At 68.5% G+C, this 17060-nt stretch carries 15 protein-coding genes; 7 read left to right on the forward strand and 8 right to left on the reverse strand.

Annotated features, from left to right (window positions below):
• Positions 1-162 precede the first annotated feature (162 nt).
• Both AIIKEEIJ_RS15710 and AIIKEEIJ_RS15715 read right to left on the reverse strand, forming a co-directional pair.
• The gene (locus AIIKEEIJ_RS15710; protein ID WP_161996054.1) at positions 163-3021 is read right to left on the reverse strand and encodes a BTAD domain-containing putative transcriptional regulator; all 2859 of its coding nucleotides are present in this window, start codon (positions 3019-3021) and stop codon (positions 163-165) included.
• A 48-nt stretch (positions 3022-3069) separates the two neighbouring features.
• Positions 3070-3687 (reverse strand): YrhK family protein, encoded by a 618-nt coding sequence (locus AIIKEEIJ_RS15715; RefSeq protein ID WP_006930360.1) that lies wholly within the window; start codon positions 3685-3687, stop codon positions 3070-3072.
• A 157-nt stretch (positions 3688-3844) separates the two neighbouring features.
• Between AIIKEEIJ_RS15715 and AIIKEEIJ_RS15720 the strand changes: the two genes are divergently transcribed.
• Positions 3845-4285 (forward strand): OsmC family protein, encoded by a 441-nt coding sequence (locus tag AIIKEEIJ_RS15720; protein WP_006947898.1) that lies wholly within the window; start codon positions 3845-3847, stop codon positions 4283-4285.
• 79 nt (positions 4286-4364) lie between these two features.
• Here the strand turns inward: AIIKEEIJ_RS15720 and AIIKEEIJ_RS15725 are convergent, their stop codons facing one another.
• From AIIKEEIJ_RS15725 to AIIKEEIJ_RS15735, 3 genes are all read right to left on the reverse strand, one after another.
• Entirely contained in the window at positions 4365-4868 is a 504-nt protein-coding gene (locus AIIKEEIJ_RS15725) for a DUF1990 family protein (protein ID WP_161996055.1), read from the reverse strand.
• A 10-nt stretch (positions 4869-4878) separates the two neighbouring features.
• Positions 4879-5205, reverse strand: coding sequence for an antibiotic biosynthesis monooxygenase family protein (locus AIIKEEIJ_RS15730; protein ID WP_006947900.1), 327 nt, complete (start codon positions 5203-5205; stop codon positions 4879-4881).
• A 126-nt stretch (positions 5206-5331) separates the two neighbouring features.
• Positions 5332-7617 carry an NACHT domain-containing protein gene (locus tag AIIKEEIJ_RS15735; protein ID WP_161996056.1) on the reverse strand — a complete coding sequence of 762 codons (2286 nt, stop codon included), beginning with the start codon at positions 7615-7617 and terminating at the stop codon, positions 5332-5334.
• A gap of 285 nt (positions 7618-7902) precedes the next feature.
• On the opposite strand from AIIKEEIJ_RS15735, the gene AIIKEEIJ_RS15740 reads away from it, so the two are divergent.
• From AIIKEEIJ_RS15740 to AIIKEEIJ_RS15750, 3 genes are all read left to right on the forward strand, one after another.
• Positions 7903-8880, forward strand: coding sequence for an ISAs1 family transposase (locus AIIKEEIJ_RS15740; protein WP_238406422.1), 978 nt, complete (start codon positions 7903-7905; stop codon positions 8878-8880).
• 82 nt (positions 8881-8962) lie between these two features.
• The gene (locus tag AIIKEEIJ_RS15745; RefSeq protein ID WP_161996057.1) at positions 8963-10591 is read left to right on the forward strand and encodes an IS1634 family transposase; all 1629 of its coding nucleotides are present in this window, start codon (positions 8963-8965) and stop codon (positions 10589-10591) included.
• A gap of 239 nt (positions 10592-10830) precedes the next feature.
• The gene (locus tag AIIKEEIJ_RS15750; protein WP_161996058.1) at positions 10831-11571 is read left to right on the forward strand and encodes an alpha/beta fold hydrolase; all 741 of its coding nucleotides are present in this window, start codon (positions 10831-10833) and stop codon (positions 11569-11571) included.
• Here the strand turns inward: AIIKEEIJ_RS15750 and AIIKEEIJ_RS15755 are convergent, their stop codons facing one another.
• On the reverse strand, positions 11572-12462 hold the full coding sequence (locus AIIKEEIJ_RS15755; RefSeq protein ID WP_006947902.1) for an A/G-specific adenine glycosylase: 891 nt from the start codon (positions 12460-12462) through the stop codon (positions 11572-11574).
• Positions 12463-12557: 95 nt separating this feature from the next.
• Between AIIKEEIJ_RS15755 and AIIKEEIJ_RS15760 the strand changes: the two genes are divergently transcribed.
• Both AIIKEEIJ_RS15760 and AIIKEEIJ_RS15765 read left to right on the forward strand, forming a co-directional pair.
• Entirely contained in the window at positions 12558-13184 is a 627-nt protein-coding gene (locus AIIKEEIJ_RS15760) for a carbonic anhydrase (protein WP_006947904.1), read from the forward strand.
• 58 nt (positions 13185-13242) lie between these two features.
• Positions 13243-14004, forward strand: a complete 762-nt coding sequence (locus tag AIIKEEIJ_RS15765; RefSeq protein WP_161996059.1) for a hypothetical protein — start codon at positions 13243-13245, stop codon at positions 14002-14004.
• Between the two features lie 42 nt (positions 14005-14046).
• On the opposite strand, the gene disA is transcribed toward AIIKEEIJ_RS15765, so the two are convergent.
• Positions 14047-15132, reverse strand: a complete 1086-nt coding sequence (disA, locus tag AIIKEEIJ_RS15770; RefSeq protein ID WP_006947908.1) for a DNA integrity scanning diadenylate cyclase DisA — start codon at positions 15130-15132, stop codon at positions 14047-14049.
• A gap of 97 nt (positions 15133-15229) precedes the next feature.
• Here disA and AIIKEEIJ_RS15775 point away from each other — a divergent pair, with 97 nt between their 5' ends.
• Complete coding sequence (locus AIIKEEIJ_RS15775; RefSeq protein WP_006947909.1) at positions 15230-15790, forward strand: PaaI family thioesterase; 561 nt, start codon at positions 15230-15232, stop codon at positions 15788-15790.
• 9 nt (positions 15791-15799) lie between these two features.
• Here the strand turns inward: AIIKEEIJ_RS15775 and dinB are convergent, their stop codons facing one another.
• Positions 15800-17047 (reverse strand): DNA polymerase IV, encoded by a 1248-nt coding sequence (dinB, locus tag AIIKEEIJ_RS15780; protein ID WP_161996060.1) that lies wholly within the window; start codon positions 17045-17047, stop codon positions 15800-15802.
• Positions 17048-17060: the final 13 nt, after the last annotated feature.

Below are 17060 nucleotides of genomic sequence, written 5' to 3' on the forward strand. Positions count from 1 at the left end.
CCGGCATGTTCACCGGGAACGAGCTCGAACGCCTCTACCGCGACGTGCGGTGCGGGGGATTCCACCCCGGCAACGACGCGCTCACCCACGAACTCGTCGGCAAGTCGCTGCTCGGCATTCTCGGCGAACAGCCCAGGTGGTGAGGTCGCGGCTCCCGGGCGGTCACAGCGCGCGGAGCGCATGCTCGGCGGCGGCCTCGCCGTCGAGCATCGCGCCGTGTCGTCGCGCCGCCTCGTACGCGTCGTCGCCGAGCGCGGCGCGCAGTCGCGCGCCGAGCTCGTCCAGGGCCACCTCGTCGGCGCCGAAGATGCGATGACCGGCTGCGGTCGCGCGCACGGCCCCCTCGAGCACCGCGGCGTCGCGGTAGCGGTCCAGGCGTTCGAGAAGCCCGGCGATCGAGCGCAGCATCGTCCACTGCGTCGACCACATCCCGGCGCGCCGCCAGTGCGGGATCAGGCGCCGGTACTCGTCGGCGGCGGCCGCCGGGTCACCGATCCGGGCGTCGATGGACGCCTTCGACGCGCCGGCGAGACCGGTCACGAACGAGGCGTTCGTCTGTTCCGCGATGTCCAGTGCCCGAGCGAAGCGCGCGCGGGCCCGTTCGACGTCGACTGCCAGGTCCGCCTCCCCGGCGCAGTGCCAGACATACGCGGCGTGCGGGGTGCGTGCGTCGGCGACCTCGGCGAGGAGGGCCTCGGCCTGCTCGACGGCGGCCGGGTCACCCGCATAGCCCAACGGCAGCAGCTCGGTGGCACGCGCCATGAGCCGCTGCGCCGGGTCGTTCGCGGCGGCCGCGGCGGCCCGCCGGTACCAGGCGGCGGCCTCGTCGAGATGCCCCTCGAACAACTCGTAGCTCCCGCGAACGGTCATCGCCTCCGCCGCCGGCTCGGTCTTCGCCCGCTCGACGGCGCGCAACGCAGCGGCGCTGAGCCGGCCCGTCTCGGCCACGTCGCCGGACATCCATGCCGCGTAGGCGGCCACCACCCGCACGCGCGCGGCGAACGGGCTCCGGCCCTCCGGATCGGCGTCGATCACCAGCCGCGCCCAGCCCAGCACGTCCGGTCGCAGCCGGAAGATCCCGTAGTCCAGCAGGGCATTGACGAGACGACCCGCGAGCGCGACCTCGTCGTGGTCGAGCAACCAGCCGAGCGCGCTGCGCAACTCCGGTACGGCGGCATCGATCTGCGCCAGGACCGGCTCGCCCGGCTGCAGCAGTCGTGAATCCGCCCGGTCGACCCAGTCGGCCAGGTGCCGGGCGTGCCGTTCCGCGACGAGGTCGACCCGGCCCTCGCGGGTGAGTTGTTCGGCGCCGAACGCCCGCAGCGTCTCGAGCAGCATGTACCGGCGGCCGGGTATCCGCAGCACCAGCGAGCGCTCCACGAGGTGTGTCAACGCCGCGGTGACCGTCCCCGGATCCGTGCCGCAGACCGCCGCGGCGTCGGCCGCGTCGAACGAGCCCGAGAACACCGACAGTTCCGCGAAGGTCCGCTGCAGATCCTCCGTGAGCAGCCCGAACGACCACGACACCGCCGCGGCCAGCGACCCGTGCCGCGGCGACGTGCGGTACCCCGACGCCAGCAGCTCGAAGCGGTGGTCCAGGCCCGCGGCGACCTCCGCGACCTCATGGGTGTGCAGGCACGCGGCTGCCAGCTCGATCGCCAACGGCAACCCGTCCAGGCGCCGCACGATCTCGGCGATGCAGGCGAGTTCTCGCCCGTCCGGCTCGAAGCCCGGGACGACGGCCCGCGCCCGCTCCTCGAACAACCGCACGGCCGGTGCGTCCTCGCCGTCGTACGACAGCGTCGGCACCTGGCGGACGTGCTCGCCTACGACTCGGAGCCGCTCCCGGCTCGTCGCCACGATCCGCACGTGCGCGCAGGTGGCGAGCAGGCGTTCGACGACAGCGGCGATCGGATCGAGCACGTGCTCACAGTTGTCGAGCAGCAGCACGAGCTCGGTGTCGCCCAGCACGTCGGCCACCCGCTCGGCGAGGGAGGTGCCGGGACGGGCGTCGATCCGCAGGGCGGCGGCGGCCACGTCGACCGCGGAGTCCGGGTCGGCAGTGGCCAATTCGCACAACACCACCGGCCGATCCGGTCGGGCGGCCCGGAGCCGGTGCCCGACCTCGAGGAGCAACCGGGTCTTGCCGACCCCGCCCGGACCGACCAGGGTCACCAGGCGCCCGGACTCCGCCAGCTCGGTCACCGCCACCGCCAGGGCGTCCCGGCCGATGAGCGACGTCGCCGGAACCGGCAACCGGCCCACCGGCGCCCACGCCCGGTCGGCGGCACCGGCGAGCAGTTCCGCGTGGTGAGCCGCCAGTGCCGGCGACGGTTCGATGCCCAGCTCGTCGCCGAGCAGCCGCCGGAAGTCGTCGTAGACCCGTAGCGCCTCGGCCCGGCGTCCGGTCGCCGCGAGCGCCGTCATCAGCAGCGCGCGCGGCCGTTCCCGCAGCGGCTGCGCGTCGGCGAGCGCCACCAGTTCGGCAACGAGGCCGTCGGTGTCGCCCCGTCCGAGCCGCACCTCGGCCCGGACCTCGTGGGCCCGGGAACGCAGCTCCTCCAGCCGCGTCGCCTCGGCCCGGGCCTCGTCCACCTCGTCGAGTTCGGGGTAGGCGGGGCCCTGCCAGCGCGCGAGCGCGGCGTCGATCTCGGCCGACACGCCCGCACCCCCCGTCGCCCCCGCGCTCAGGGCCACCACGAGCCGGTCGGCGTCGACCTCGACACCGGCCGGATCGAGCCGATAGCCCTCACCGACGGACTCGATCAGGCCGTCGGGCAGACCACGGCGAAGCCGGAACATGTGGTTCTGCAGGGCGGCGGCCGGATCCGCCGGTCGCCTGGACGGCCACAGGGCATCGACGGCGGAGTGCGCCGGCACCACCCGGCCCCGCCGGAGCACCAGCAGTGCCAGCAGGCGTCGCTGCAGCAGCCCGTCGGGAGTGATGTCGCGCCGATCCGCATCCAGCACGCGGAGCGGGCCGAGTACCTCGACTCGCGCCCGGTCGCCACCCGTGACCACGGAACCATTGGACCACTCCCGCCGGTCTCCTGCCGAGACCCGGGGCCTTCACGTGCGATGCGGTTCCGGCGGATCGGCGGGCCGCATCCACAGCGCCGCGACGAGGAAGCACACCGCCCCGACGAACGTGCCGAGGTCCGCGAGCCGCGGCGCGAGTGTTTCGCCGGCCGGATCGATGTGGGCGCCGACGGCCGAGGCGCCGAATGCGAGCGAACCGAGCATGTTCAGCCACGTGCTGCGCCAGTTGCGGGCGTGCGGATCCCACAGCGCATCGGTGTCGGTGGTGGCCACCACCGCCAGTGCGCTGCTGACGAGGAAGCACACCGACCCGACGGCGTCGGGCCGCCACACCAGGTTCCGCTCCTCCGACGCCGTCAGGCCGGCGACGAGCGCGAATCCGGTGCTCACGTTGAACGCGAGTGTGCCCGCCCACTGCACCGCGGCCGACCACCAGTCGTACCGGTCCACGCGCGTCGCCGCGGGCGGGCGGTGCGTCAGCAGCAGTTGCACGGTCGCTGCCGCGGTGAAGAACCACGAGCCCACGAAGTAGAGCAGATTCGAGGTGGCGGCGGGGAGGACGAGCACGCCGCCGGAACCGGCGGCGAACAGGGCGGAGCCGATGACGAACAGCCGCGACTCGCGGCGCAGCGTCGGCCGGGTGAACACACCCGCGAACCTAGCGGGCGCGGCCCGCCGCCGTGCAGCAGGGGCGGCCCGCCGCCGTGCAGAGGGGCGGCCCGCCGCCGTGCAGAACCGGAGCCGGGCCGCGCGACGTGGCGTAGGTTCGGCGGGGGAGGACACCCCACGACGAAGGGACCGATCGATGCCCACACGTACCGCTCGCACCGCCTGGAACGGTGGCCTGCAGGACGGCGCCGGACAAGTCGAACTCACCAGCTCCGGCCGCGCCACGTTCGACGTCTCGTTCCCCAAGCGGGCCGCCGAGGACGCCGGTGGCACCACCAGTCCGGAGGAGCTCATCGCCGCGGCACACTCGTCGTGCTACGCGATGCAGCTCTCGGCGCTGATCGCCGAGGCCGGCGGCACGCCGCAGAGCCTCGACGTCACGGCCGACGTCTCGCTCGGCCCCGACCCGGACGGCGGTTTCCGGCTCACCGGCATCAAGCTGACGGTGCGCGGCGAGGTCGACGGCCTCGATGCCGACGGGTTCGCGAAGGCCGCGCAGGGGGCCAAGGAGGGCTGCCCGGTCAGCAAGGCACTGACCGGGGTGGACATCACGCTCGACGCGGCACTCGAATCCTGAGCGATTCCACCACCGCGGGTGCGCACCCGCTGCGGCGACGACCGTGTCGTCCCCGGCACCCGCGCACCCGCGGTGTGGGTCACCGTCCGGCGAGCGCGTCGAGGTAGCGGCCCATCATCCACCGCTGAGCGAGCGGCAGGACCGGCGCGCCGAGGCGGGTGAACCATCGGCCGGGGCGGGAGACGGCGCTGATGTGGCCGAACACCGCGCCGTCGGGCCGTCGCTCGACGACGAACGCCTCCTCACCGCTGACGGGGTGACCGTCGAGGGTGCCGTACGCGAAACCGCGGCGATCCGGCTCGTCGACGACGTAGACCACGCGGCACCACGCATCCCAGCGCGCCGGACCGAACCGTGGATCCAGCCGTACCTCCAGCCCCGCCCGCGGCCGCGGAGTATTCGCATCGACGCGAAACCCCGCATGCCGCTGCATGTTCCAGCTTTCCAGTGCCCGAACGGCGGTGCGGAACGCGACGTCGCCCGAGCCGAGGCGGCGGGTGAGGTGCGCGTGCCGGAACCCTGCCGGAACCCTGCCGCGCGTGGCGCCGACGTGCGGGTAGTTGAACGAGCGCTGCGCGTTCACGGCGGCGCGCTCAGCCCTGATCGGTGTCCTCGCCGGCGGCCTTGACGTCGAGCACGACCTCGAATTCGAGCAGCGACGCCCCCGACGCGACCGGCCGCTTCGCCTCACCGGCGTGCGCCTGCCGGGCCGGGCCGTCCCGCCATGCCGCGAACGCCTCCTCCGACTCCCACTGGGTCACCACGAAGTAGCGCGTCTCGCCCTGCACCGGCCGCAGGAGCTGGAAACCGAGGAAGCCCGGCGAGTTCTCCACGGTGTGCGCGCGGTGCGCGAAGCGCGTCTCCAGTTCCGGGCCCGCGCCCTCGGGGACCTCGATTGCATTGATCTTCACCACTGCCATGGCGGCGAGCGTACCCGAAGTCACGCCCGCCAGGGCGCCGCTCATCCTCCTTCTTGTTCAATTCCGCTTAACGTATCTCCAAAAGAGCCTTGATGATTTGTTCGATTCGTGCAGCCATCCGTCAATTCAAGGATTAAGACGGAAATCGCCCGGCTTCTCCAATGCCTTCAGGACCTCCCCTCGTCTGCTCTTTACTGGTAAATACACAATATTTCGGCTTGATGAACTTCGGGTAACCAGACCGTCCGTCTGGAGAGCGGAAAGAACTTCTGGCACAAGCAACTGGCTAGCCTGGTCGAGGCCGCGTCGTAGAGCGCCTGCTTTTCTTCCAGATCCACGCTGGGCGTATATTTTCTTCAAGATTGTTAGGGCGACTCGAAGCCGGGGGTTGATATCGAGTTGCAGGATTCCGGCGGTAGTGCTTGACGTATTCGAGAACTCCTCGAATGTGCAGTCCTGAAAATTCTCCACCACCCAGGACGGGAGCGACGCGGCGCCTTCAATATATCCAAATATGCAGCTCTGGAAGTGTGAGAAGGTGGAACCTTCCTCGGCGGCCGAGATATCGAAATGCTGGATCAGGCAGTCTTTGTAAATAATATTGCCTGATATGGCATCTGAATTTGCCTCTAAGTGCTCAATCGCGACTCCCTCTATCGTATAGGTTTTTCGGGAATTGGGACTCGCCGAGTCGTCCAACTTGGAGGCGCATTGCAGAATATCGCACAGCACCGCATCGAATTGACCTTCATTCTGACGTTGGTCGGCAGTTTGAAGTACTTGTTTGAGGGGAATCCTTCTCTCTTCAAGTGCGAGTGCCGCTACCTCGGTGCCGAGTCGCCCTGCTGAGTAGAGCCAAGAGGAGACCCTCTTTAATGGATGGTCGTTGTAGTAGTTGGATATGTACTCCGCGAGATCTTCGCCGTAGGCAGTCTCAGCTAGGTTTGCATCGACGAAATAGCGCTCTTCGTTTGCACTTCCCGTAGTGCCTTCAACTGTTGCCAGTCCTGGAAGGCGAAGAAGCAGCTGAATTCCCTCCTCGTCCGGACGTCGGTTATTGACCGCGACGAACGCCTCCTCCATTAATGGCATTCCTATTGGACCGGTCGCGGTGCTCTGCTCCCTTACGAGTGTGGCAACTCGGGCGAGGATGCTCTTAATGACAGCGGGACGGACCGCTGTGAACATCCGGGCCTCGCGCTCGCAGATTGAGGTGAAAAAGAGGCGCCACGATTCGGCCTCGCCGGCGATCTCAGCGCCATCCTCCGGTATAAGACTCTGGCTAGAGACGAGGTAACCGATTAATAGAGGCCGTCCAGGTATCCACTCCGGGATATCTGCTCTCACGCCTGCTGCCCGCAGGTATTGAGTTATCTGTTCCTGTGAGAAGTCATGCAGAGTGAGGATTTCTGACATTGAATTGAATCCTAGGGTATCCATCATTTCCGACTTTGAGGAGAAGTAGTGCGCTCGCCCACAGACAGCGATTCCTGTTCCGTGGGGAGTTTCTTCCACAAGTCGTCGAATCGGCGCCAGCGCCTCCCAGCGGACATTTTTTAAATCGCCTGCACTGCCCATCCATCTAGTTGGAACAATTTCATCGAATCCATCAAGTAAGAGAACGCATGCTCCTGCGCGCCAGGCCGATATTAGGCTCCGATCGTTGCCGAATCCAATGTCCTCCGAGTGCCTACGTAGTATTTCCGCTGGGGATTTCAATCCAATGCAATCCCGAAGGTTTATGTGTACAGGGAAAGGGGTCAGCCGCTTTCTTCTAAAGTGCTCTTTCCGGATCAGCCGATATATCTCGCGTAAAGCGTGGCTTTTTCCTACGCCGAAATCTCCTACAATCAAAGCTCGCTTCCCGGCAATGAGTTGTTTGCTCAACTCTTCATTGGATAGACGTGTCCCTGTGCCTTCAAATTCGACCTTGACCGACTCTGATACCTGCGCGACTTCCGACGAGTAGGATGTGCTCCCAAACGTGGCGGCGTCGCGGCAACGTAGGTATTCATCGGAATTGCATAGTCTGTTCTGGAGTGTGGAGATGCTGATTGCATGAATATTTATTCCGCTTTGTTTTGATACCCGCTGAACAGTTGTCCTCTGTTCCGCTGTCGGCTCATGGCGAGTTACAAACCAACCGGTGGGTGCCTTATATCGGTGGTTAGGTTCATTGTGAAGGTCTTCAAGTATTTCTCGCAGCTTTTCCGCATCTTTCTCGGCCTTCGCCTTGCGGGTGTCCATTGTAAACTCGTACGCATTTATTGCGTCTTCGGATATGAAAAGGCCATCCCTTTCGCGACCCCTGTACATGACTGCGCCCTGTGTCTCGTTAGGGTTATGCAGTGAGCGTGCGAGTTTAAGTCCGCGCTCTTCAAATTCCTGAGGGCTCTCATGTGGGTCAATCATGGAAGGAGCTTCGCAGGTGGGCGATTGGTTCGCAATAGTCGAATTCGAGCGCGGGCGGCACGAGGGTCGGGATTTCTGGGCGCGTTGCTCCTTAGCGCAGAGAGAAGGATGGGCAGGGCCCCGGCAAAGTCGTGTGTTATGCCCGCTGATCTGCGGTTTCAGGGTGAGATGATGCTGGACGGCGAGCGTGGATTGGAGCGGGCACGACCGTCTCGGTGATGATTCAAGTTCCTACACCAGCACCACAACCAGGAACGAGTCGTGCCCGCAACCCCATCTTCTCCCATGCCCGTTCCGGTGCCGGACACCGGGATCCTCGAAGTCCTCGACCAGGTGCCCGATCCCCGGGCACGGCGCGGGGTCCGACACCGACTCGCGGCGATTCTGGCGGTGGCACTGTCCGCGGTGTGCGCGGGGGCGCGCTCGTTCACCGCGATCGCCGAATGGGTTCACGATGCGCCGGCCGAAGCACTGGGCCGGCTGGGGATCGAGGGCCGGCCGCCGTCGGAATCGACGATCCGCCGCACCCTCGCCCGCCTCGACGCCGCCGTGTTGGACCAGGTCATCGGTGCCTGGGCGTGGCTGCGGACCCGGGTGATCAACGGACGACGGGTGATCGCGGTGGACGGAAAGACGTTGCGGGGAGCGAAGGACACGGCCGGGCATCTGACACATCTGCTCGCCGCTCTCGACCAGGGCAGCGGGGTGGTGCTCGGGCAGGTCGAGGTCGGCACGAAGACGAACGAGATCCCGCCGATCACCGACTTGCTCGACCCTCTCGACCTCACCGATGTCGTGGTCACCGCGGACGCCCTGCACTGTCAGCGGGCCACCGCCGACTACATCGTGGGCCGCGGCGGGCACTACGTGTTCACCGTCAAGAACAACCAGCCCCTCCTGAAGGACAGGTTGAAAGTGTTGCCGTGGAACAAGATCCCTGCCTCCACCTCGACTCTCGGGCGTGGGCACGGGCGGCGTGAGCGGCGCACGATCAAGGCCACCGAAGTCGCCGCCGGTCTCGGCTTCCCGCACGCCACCCAGGTCCTGCAGGTCCGCCGCACCGTCACCAGGAAAAATGGTCGCAAGACCGTCGAGGTCGTCTACCTGATCACCTCCATGCCCATGACCGGTGCTGCTCCGTCGCAGGTCGCCGACTGGATCCGCGGGCACTGGGGCATCGAGAACCGCCTCCACTGGGTGCGTGACGTTACCTTCGACGAAGACCGCTCCACCCGAGTTGGCTCACGATTTCCAGGTGAATGACTACTCACGTCTGTGACCTGCGGGTTCTCGTCGGGATCGGCCTGATTTCACGCACTAACAGCGCGGGTTTTAGGCTCGGCGAGTGGCGTTCGTCAGGAAGGTGCGCACCAAGTCCGGGGCCACGGCCGTGCAGATCGCCCGATATGTGGGCGGCCGGCAGGAGATCGTCAAACACATCGGCTCCGCCCACACCGACCTCGAACTCGGAATGCTTCTCGAACGGGCCCGGGCCTGGCTCGAACCCGATCAACAGGCCCTCGACCTGGGCGTCACTCCGCAGGTTCCGATCGAGAATCCCCTGGTCACCGGGCAGAGTGCGCTGCTCGAGCCGGCACCCGGACCCGCGAAGGTCGATGCGCCGGGATGCACCGAATCGACCGGGTCGGTGCTGCTGCGCCAGGTGTTGACCGAGGTGTATGAGCAGCTCGGCTTCGGGATCGTCGACGATGCGGTGTTCCGCGATCTGGTGGTTGCCCGGATCGTCGAACCCGGGTCGAAACTCGACGCCGGCCGGGTCCTGCAGGATCTCGGCGCCGACCCGCCGAGCTACGCCACGATCAAACGGCACATGAAGCAGGTCATCACCGGCGCGTACCGCGACAGAATCGCCGAGCAGTGCTTCGCCCACGCCGCCGAAACGGGCGGTCTGAGCCTGTTGTTGTACGACGTGACGACCCTGTACTTCGAGGCCGAAAAGGAAGATGACCTGCGGGAAGTCGGGTACTCGAAGGAACGCCGGGTCGATCCGCAGATCGTCGTGGGGTTGCTGGTGGATCGCACCGGTTTCCCGCTCGAGATCGGATGCTACGAAGGCAACTCGGCCGAAACCCACACGATCGTGCCGATCGTGCGGCAGTTCCAAGCCCGCCACGATCTGGAGGGGGTCGAGATGGTCGTGGCCGCGGACGCCGGGATGCTGTCCGCGGCGAATCTGGTGGCGTTGGACCGGGCCGGGCTGAAGTTCATCGTCGGCTCGCGTGTCACGAAGGCACCCGGTGATCTTGCCTCGCATTTCCATTGGAACGGAAACGTTTTCAAGGACGGTCAGACCATCGACACGATCACGCCGCGGCACGGCCGCTCGATAGTGGACAACACCCGCAAACGCGCCGAACCCGTCTGGAACGAGGCCGAGCATCCGAATGCGTGGCGGGCGGTGTGGCAGTACTCGCGCAGCCGCGCCGCTCGTGACGAGAAGACCCTCAACGCGCAGGAAGCCCGCGCCCGGGCGGTGGTCGACGGAGACACCACCCCGAAATCCACGCGGTTCGTGACGGTGACCGCGAAGGGCCGGCGGCTGGATACAGCGTCGCTCGAGCGGGCGCGGATGCTCGTGGGCTTGAAGGGATATGTCACCAATCTTCCCGTATCGCTGATGGATCCGGTCGAGGTGATTGGCAAGTACCACGAGCTGTGGCATGTCGAGCAGTCGTTTCGGATGTCCAAGACGGACCTACGGGCACGGCCGATCTTTCACCGCACCAAGGACGCGATCGAGGCACACCTGACGGTCGTGTTCGCGGCGTTGGCCGTCTCGCGGGTGGTGCAGGAACGTAGTGGGCTCGCGATCGGCAAGGTCGTCAAGCTGTTGCGGCCGCTGCGATCGGCGACGATCGCGATCAACGGAACCCGGCACACCTTCCCACCCGAGGTCGACGCCGACATGCAGGCTCTGCTCGACCGGCTTTCGGGTCCTGAACTCACGCACTAACGAAATGAGCCAACTCGGGCTCCACTATCCGCACCGGCACCGGACCACAAGTCATGGCCACGATCCGGAACACCGTCGTCAGTGTCCTCCGCTTGGCCGGCCAGACCAGCATCGCCGCCGCCCTACGCCACCACAGCCGCAACCCGGACAGGCCTATCGACCTACTTCACACCATCTGACATGCAATACATGACTTTGCCGGGGCCCTGGAAGGATGGGGGGTCTTGTACCGTTGGTTTGTGTTGCACGACGAAGGTGGTTCCGGGCGGCCGATCCTGCTGCTGCACGGCCTGATGGGCAGCTCCCGCACGTGGCGCCGGCAGTTGCCGTGGCTGCGCGCGCACGGCCACGTCCACACCTTCGACGCCGCCGGCCACGGCCGTCCCGCCCCGGATCGGCTCACCACCGAGGCGTTCGTCGCAGACCTCGCCGCGCACCTCGACGGCATCGGTGAACCGCTGGTGGTGATCGGGCACTCGATGGGCGCCCTGCACGGGTGGTGCTTCGCCGCCGCGCACCCCGACCGGGTGGCCGCGCTCGTCGTCGAGGACATGGCCCCCGACTTCCGGGGCCGCACCGCGGCGGACTGGGCCGCGATGATCGCGCGGTGGCCGCAGCCGTTCCCGGACGAGGGGGCGGTCGTCGGCTACTTCGGCGACGTCGCCGGCCGGTACTTCCTCGACTCCTTCGAGCATCGGGCCGACGGCTGGTACCTGCACGGCGAGGTGGCCACCTTCCGCGACATCTCCGAGGAGTGGGGCGCCCGGCACTTCTGGGGCCAGTGGCGGTCGATCTCGGTGCCTGCCCTGCTCGTCGAGGGGGAGTTCACCATCACCCCGGAAGGACAAATGCGGCGGATGGCCGACGAGCACCCCGGGGCCCGGTACGCCCGGATTCCGGGCGCAGGGCACCTGGTGCACGACGAACGCCCCGACGAATACCGCGCCGAGGTCGAACGATTCCTCCGTACCCTCGCCTGATCACGCCTGGCCGGCGAGGCCTTCGCCGGCGAGCGCGAAACGTCCGTCGTCGGTCTGCTCCACGAGACCGTCCACGAGCAGCGAGTGCAGCGCCCGGTCGCGCTGCCCCGGATCCGTGAGCCACACCCGGTCCAGCACCGGCCGCTCGACCGGGACGTCGCTCTCGCGCAGTACGGCCATGAGCTTGCCCCGCACCTGACGGTCGGTGCCCGTGAACTTCTGCACCCGTCGCGGCGGGCCGTCGTGGGCCGGCCGGCCGGCCTCCACCCATGCGCACCGCGGCAGCGGGCACCGGGCGCAGTCGGGCGAGCGGGCCGTGCAGATGGTCGCACCGAGTTCCATCAGGGCTGCGGAGAACGTCGCCGCCCGCTCGCGGGTTCGCGGCAGGAGCAATTCGACGTCGGCCAGGTCCCGGGTGACCGACGGATTACCGGGTTCGGCGGCACCGTGCACCGCCCGCGCGACGACGCGACGGACGTTCGTGTCCACCACCGGGACGCGCCGGCCGTACGCGAAGCAGGCGACCGCCCGCGCCGTGTACGCGCCGATGCCCGGCAGCGACAGCAGCACGTCCACGTCGGCAGGGACCACGTCGCCGTGCTCGGTGGCCAGGACCCCGGCGCACTCGTGCAGCCGCAGCGCCCGGCGCGGATATCCGAGCCTGCCCCAGGCGCGCAGGACGTCGGCCTGGCTCGTCGCGGCCATCATCGACGGCACCGGCCACCGCTGCACCCACTCCAGCCAGATCGGTGCCACGCGGGCCACCGGCGTCTGCTGCAGCATCACCTCGCTCATCAGGATCTGCCACCCGGTGACGCCCTCCTCGCGCCACGGCAGATCCCTCGCCTCGGCGGCGTACCAGCGCAGCAGGGCGGTCGCGTCGACCGGCATCTCTCACATCCTCCCGTCCCGTTGTCGGCCCGATTTAGCCCCGCGGTAACTCCACCGAGCGGGATGCGTCACAGTAAGGGATGGATAATGCCCTTATGCCTAACTCCAACCCCATATCCGCGTGGAAGGCCCTGACCGAGGGTAACCAGCGGTTCGTCAGTGGTACCCCGCTGCACCCCAGCCAGGGCATCGACCACCGTGCCACCCTCGTCAACGAGCAGCACCCCATCGCGGTGCTCTTCGGATGCGGCGACTCGCGGGTGGCCGCCGAGATCATCTTCGACCAGGGCCTCGGCGACATGTTCGTCGTGCGCACCGCCGGACACGTGATCGACAGCGCGGTGCTCGGTTCGATCGAGTACGCGGTCGGCGTGCTGAACGTGCCGTTGATCGTCGTGCTCGGTCACGACAGCTGCGGCGCGGTCAAGGCCACCCTGGACGCCCTCGACAAGGGAGACATCCCGCCGGGATTCATCCGGGACATCGTCGAGCGCGTCGCGCCGTCGATTCTCATGGGCCGCAACGACGGGCTGTCCACGGTCGACGAGCTCGAGGGCCGCCACGTGGTGGAGACCGGGAAGCTGCTCAGCCAGCGGTCCCAGATCATCGCCGAGCGCATCGCCAAGGGACAGTGCGCCATCGCGGGCGTGACCTACAAGCTCTCCGACGGTCACGTCCAGTTGCAGGGACACGTCGGCGACATCGGTGTGACCGTCGACTGACGCGACACGCCGACTTCGGTGCGGCGACGCCTCGCCGGTGGCACATACCGTGTGAGGCGTGCTTGAACCGACCGGGCCGCTGCCCCCCGAGATCTACTGGCGTCGACGCGCGCTCGCCGTGGGTGTCGGCGCGGTCGTGCTCGCGCTCGTCGTGTGGCTCGTCCTGTCCCTGACCGGCGGGGGCGACGACCCCGAGCCCGACCCGGCGGCCGCCGGCGTCCTGACGTCCGAGACCAGCACCACCCGCACACCCACCAGCAGCACCGGGAGCGAGGAGGCCGACGGCGTCGCCGCCGTCGGCCCCGGCGGGTCCTCCGGAGGCTCCGATTCGGGGTCGTCGCAGTCGGGGTCGTCGCAGTCGAGCACGACGTCGGGGTCCGCCGGGTCCTCGAGTTCCGCGGCGGCGAGTGCGTCCGCCGTCGCGGCCGGGCAGTGCCCGGACCAGTCGCTCGCCGTGCGGGTGACCGCGGACCGGCCCAACTACCAGGTGGGCGAGGAGCCCGAGTTCACCATCGTCATCACGAACATCGGCACGGCCGCCTGCGAGCGCGACCTCGGCGCGGGCCTGCAGCAGGTGCTGGTCTACTCGCTCGACGGCAGCCGGCGGTTGTGGGCGAACACCGACTGCTTCCCCGAGTCCACCGCCGATGTGCGCAAGCTGGCCCCGGGTGACCAGGCCGCCTTCGCGGTGAAGTGGTCCGGAACGACCTCCGAGCCCGGTTGCCAGGCGCCGCGGGAGCGGGTTCCGGCCGGGGCCTACACGGTGGTCGGCCAGCTCGGGGGCCTGCGCAGCACGCCGGAGCCGTTCAACATCGCCTGACCGGCCGACACCGCCCGACCGGCGCGCCGCCGTGCTCGCGGATCAGTCGTACGGGCCGCTGATGGACGATTCCGCCAACCGCGACAGCCCTTCGCGGATGTAGCGGGCCCACAGCCCGCCGATGCCCTCCACGGACTGCAGGTCCGCCGCCGTCGCCGCCAGCAGGCCCTGCAGGCTCCCGAACGAGCCGACCAGCCGATGGATCTGCGACGACTGCAGCCGCGGCACCCGATGCAGCACGCGGTAACCGCGCGGACTCGTCGCCGCGTCCAGCGCCTCGATCGTGCCCGGATATCCGAACACGCGCGCCAACGTCGTCAGATCCAGCAGATCGACGTCGGTGAGCCGGTCCAGCGCGGCGAGGGTCTGCTCGACCGCGACGAGCTGCGGCGCCTCGGTGCCGGCCAGATAGTCCCGCACGATCAGCTGCCGGGCCAGGTCGTTGTCGCCCACCAGCTCCTCGAGCTGCAGTGCCAGCTGCCGCCCGTCGGTGCCCAGTTCGAGCACCTCCTGTTCGATCTCCACCGAGACGCGGCGCACCATCTCGAGCCGCTGCGCGACGGTGAGCGCGTCGCGCAGCGTCACGAAGTCCTCGATCTCCACCACCGACAGCTGCCGGGTGACCTCGTCCAGCCGCGACTTGTAGCGCTCGAGCGTCGCGACGGCCTGGTTGGCGCGGGAGAGAATGGTCGCCGAATCGTTGATCACGTGCCGCTGGCCGTCGACGTAGACGGTCACGATGCTCATCGACTGGCTCACCGACACCACCGGGTAGCCCGTCTGGATCGCGGTGCGCTCGGCGGCGCGGTGCCGCGTGCCGGATTCGACGGTGGGGATCCGGTGATCGGGTACCAGCTGCACGTTGGCCCTGACGATGCGGCCGCCGTCGGTGGACACCACGACCGCTCCGTCCATCTTCGACAGCTCCCGCAGCCGGGTGGGGGCGAACTCCACGTCCAGCTCGAAGCCGCCGTCGCACAGCGCTGCCACGTCGTCGTCGAACCCGAGAACGATCAGGCCTCCGGTGCGGCCGCGCAGGATGCGCTCGAGTCCGTCGCGCAGGGCGGTGCCGGGCGCGAGCCGGGCGATGGTCTCGCGCAGCGTCACGGACGGTGCCACATCGGTCATCGATGGATCCTTCCCGTGTCCGGCCGGTGCGGCGAACGTCACTTCGTGTCGGTCCGCCGGGTGGAGCCGACCGAACCGCCGACTAGATTACTGCCCCATGAGCGGTACCTGGACCCTGCCCGACGACCTCACCCTTCCCAAGCTTCCCGACGACCATCCCGGGGCAGGCGCGCCGATTCCGTCCCATTGGAGCAAGTGCTTCGGCTGCGGCGACGACCAGCCCGCGGGAATGGCGATGCAGTTCACGTTCGGCGAGGGTCTCGAGATCACCGGCATGCTCGACGTCGCGAACCGCTACCAGGGCGGTCCCGGCTTCATCCACGGCGGGATCCTGAGCACGGCGTTCGACGAGGCGCAGGGCATGGCATGCATGGTGCTGCGCCGGCCCGTCGTCACCGGCCACCTGCAGATCGACTTCGCCAAGCCTATCCCGCTCGGGTCGGTGCTCGAGCTGCGCGCCCGGATCGACGGGACGGTGCGCCGCAAGGTGTACACCAGCGCGGAGGCCCGCATCGTCGAGGGACCGTTCGCCGACCCGGACGTCGTCGTCGCGACGTCGCGCGGGTTGTTCCTCACCGTCGGCGCGCAGCACTTCGACAGGGCCAAGGACTTCGTCGACGGGATACCCAGGTCGCCGCACGGCACCTCGTCCGTGTAGCCGCCCCGGTCACTCCGGCAGGAGGGGCACGGCCGGGTGCGGACGCCGGCCGAGCAGCGAGGCCGACGTGAGCGCCCTCGTGCCGAACCGGCCGTGCACGTCGTCGAGCACGACGTCCAACGCGTGGCGGTCGACGGGCGGATGGCCGGCCGCCGCACCGTCGGAGGCCGGTTCGTCGAACGGCAGCTCGAGCTGTTCGGTGTCCGCGGAGTCGAGATTCGACACGGCCACGCCGATCAGGGTCAGCCCCCGATCGGCGACCAGCGGCCCCGCTTGCGCCAGCAGTTCCCGCGCGGCGCCGAGGACGACGTCCGTCCGGGCGGTGGGTCCGCGCAGCGTGTGCGACCGCGTCACCCGCGTGTAGTCGGCGAAGCGCAGGCGCAGCACCACGGTGCGACCGGGCCGCCCGGCCGCGCGCATGCGGCCGGTGACCCGTTCCACCAGCATCCGCAGCGTCCCGTCGACCTTCTCGGGATCGTGTCCGGCGGCGCTGCGGGGCCGGCCGAGGGCGTGCTGCGCGCCCATGGACCGGCGCCGGTGGTGGGGGCGGACCGGTCTCGGATCGTGCCCGTGGGCGAGCGCATGCAGGTGACGTCCCATGGACGTGCCGAGCAGGGCGACGAGCTCGACCTCGCTCTCCTGCGCCAGGTCGGCCACGCGACGGATGCCGTGCGCGTGCAGGGTCGCGGCGGTGACCTTGCCGACGCCCCACAGGCGTTCGACAGGCAGCGGGTGGAGGAACTCGAGTTCCCGGTCGGGAGGCACCACCAGCAGCCCGTCCGGCTTGGCGACGCCGCTCGCGACCTTCGCGAGGAACTTGGTCCGGGCCACCCCCACCGTGATCGGCAGCCCCACCTGTTCGGCGACGTCGCGCCGCAGCCGGGCCGCGATGTCGGCCGGGGTGCCGCCGATTCGCCACAGCCCGGCGACGTCGAGGAAGGCCTCGTCGATGGAAACGGCCTCGACGAGCGGCGTGGTCTGCTCGAATACCGTGAACACGGCGCGGCTGGCCTGCGCATACGCGTGCATGCGCGGAGGAACGACGATCGCCGCCGGGCACAGAGCGCGGGCGGCGCGCCCGGGCATGGCCGTCGCGACGCCGCAGGCCTTGGCCTCGTAACTTGCGGCGAGTACGACGCCACCCCCGCCCACGATCACGGGCCGGCCGCGCAGGCCCGGGTCGTCGCGCTGCTCGACGGATGCGTAGAACGAGTCGAGATCGGCGTGCAGGATGGTCGCGTGACCGGACACGAACACATGTTCGCATCCG

This window comes from Rhodococcus sp. YH1 (assembly GCF_009939605.1).
GTDB classification, from domain to species: Bacteria; Actinomycetota; Actinomycetes; order Mycobacteriales; family Mycobacteriaceae; genus Rhodococcus; species Rhodococcus aetherivorans.

Coding starts and splice junctions, on each gene's coding strand:
- AIIKEEIJ_RS15775 (WP_006947909.1), top strand. CDS start 15,230: ATGAGCGGTACCTGGACCCTGCCCGACGACCTCACCCTTCCCAAGCTT.
- AIIKEEIJ_RS15735 (WP_161996056.1), bottom strand. CDS start 7,617: ATGATTGACCCACATGAGAGCCCTCAGGAATTTGAAGAGCGCGGACTT.
- AIIKEEIJ_RS15755 (WP_006947902.1), bottom strand. CDS start 12,462: ATGCCGGTCGACGCGACCGCCCTGCTGCGCTGGTACGCCGCCGAGGCG.
- disA (WP_006947908.1), bottom strand. CDS start 15,132: ATGACCGATGTGGCACCGTCCGTGACGCTGCGCGAGACCATCGCCCGG.
- AIIKEEIJ_RS15740 (WP_238406422.1), top strand. CDS start 7,903: ATGCCCGTTCCGGTGCCGGACACCGGGATCCTCGAAGTCCTCGACCAG.
- AIIKEEIJ_RS15730 (WP_006947900.1), bottom strand. CDS start 5,205: ATGGCAGTGGTGAAGATCAATGCAATCGAGGTCCCCGAGGGCGCGGGC.
- AIIKEEIJ_RS15720 (WP_006947898.1), top strand. CDS start 3,845: ATGCCCACACGTACCGCTCGCACCGCCTGGAACGGTGGCCTGCAGGAC.
- AIIKEEIJ_RS15760 (WP_006947904.1), top strand. CDS start 12,558: ATGCCTAACTCCAACCCCATATCCGCGTGGAAGGCCCTGACCGAGGGT.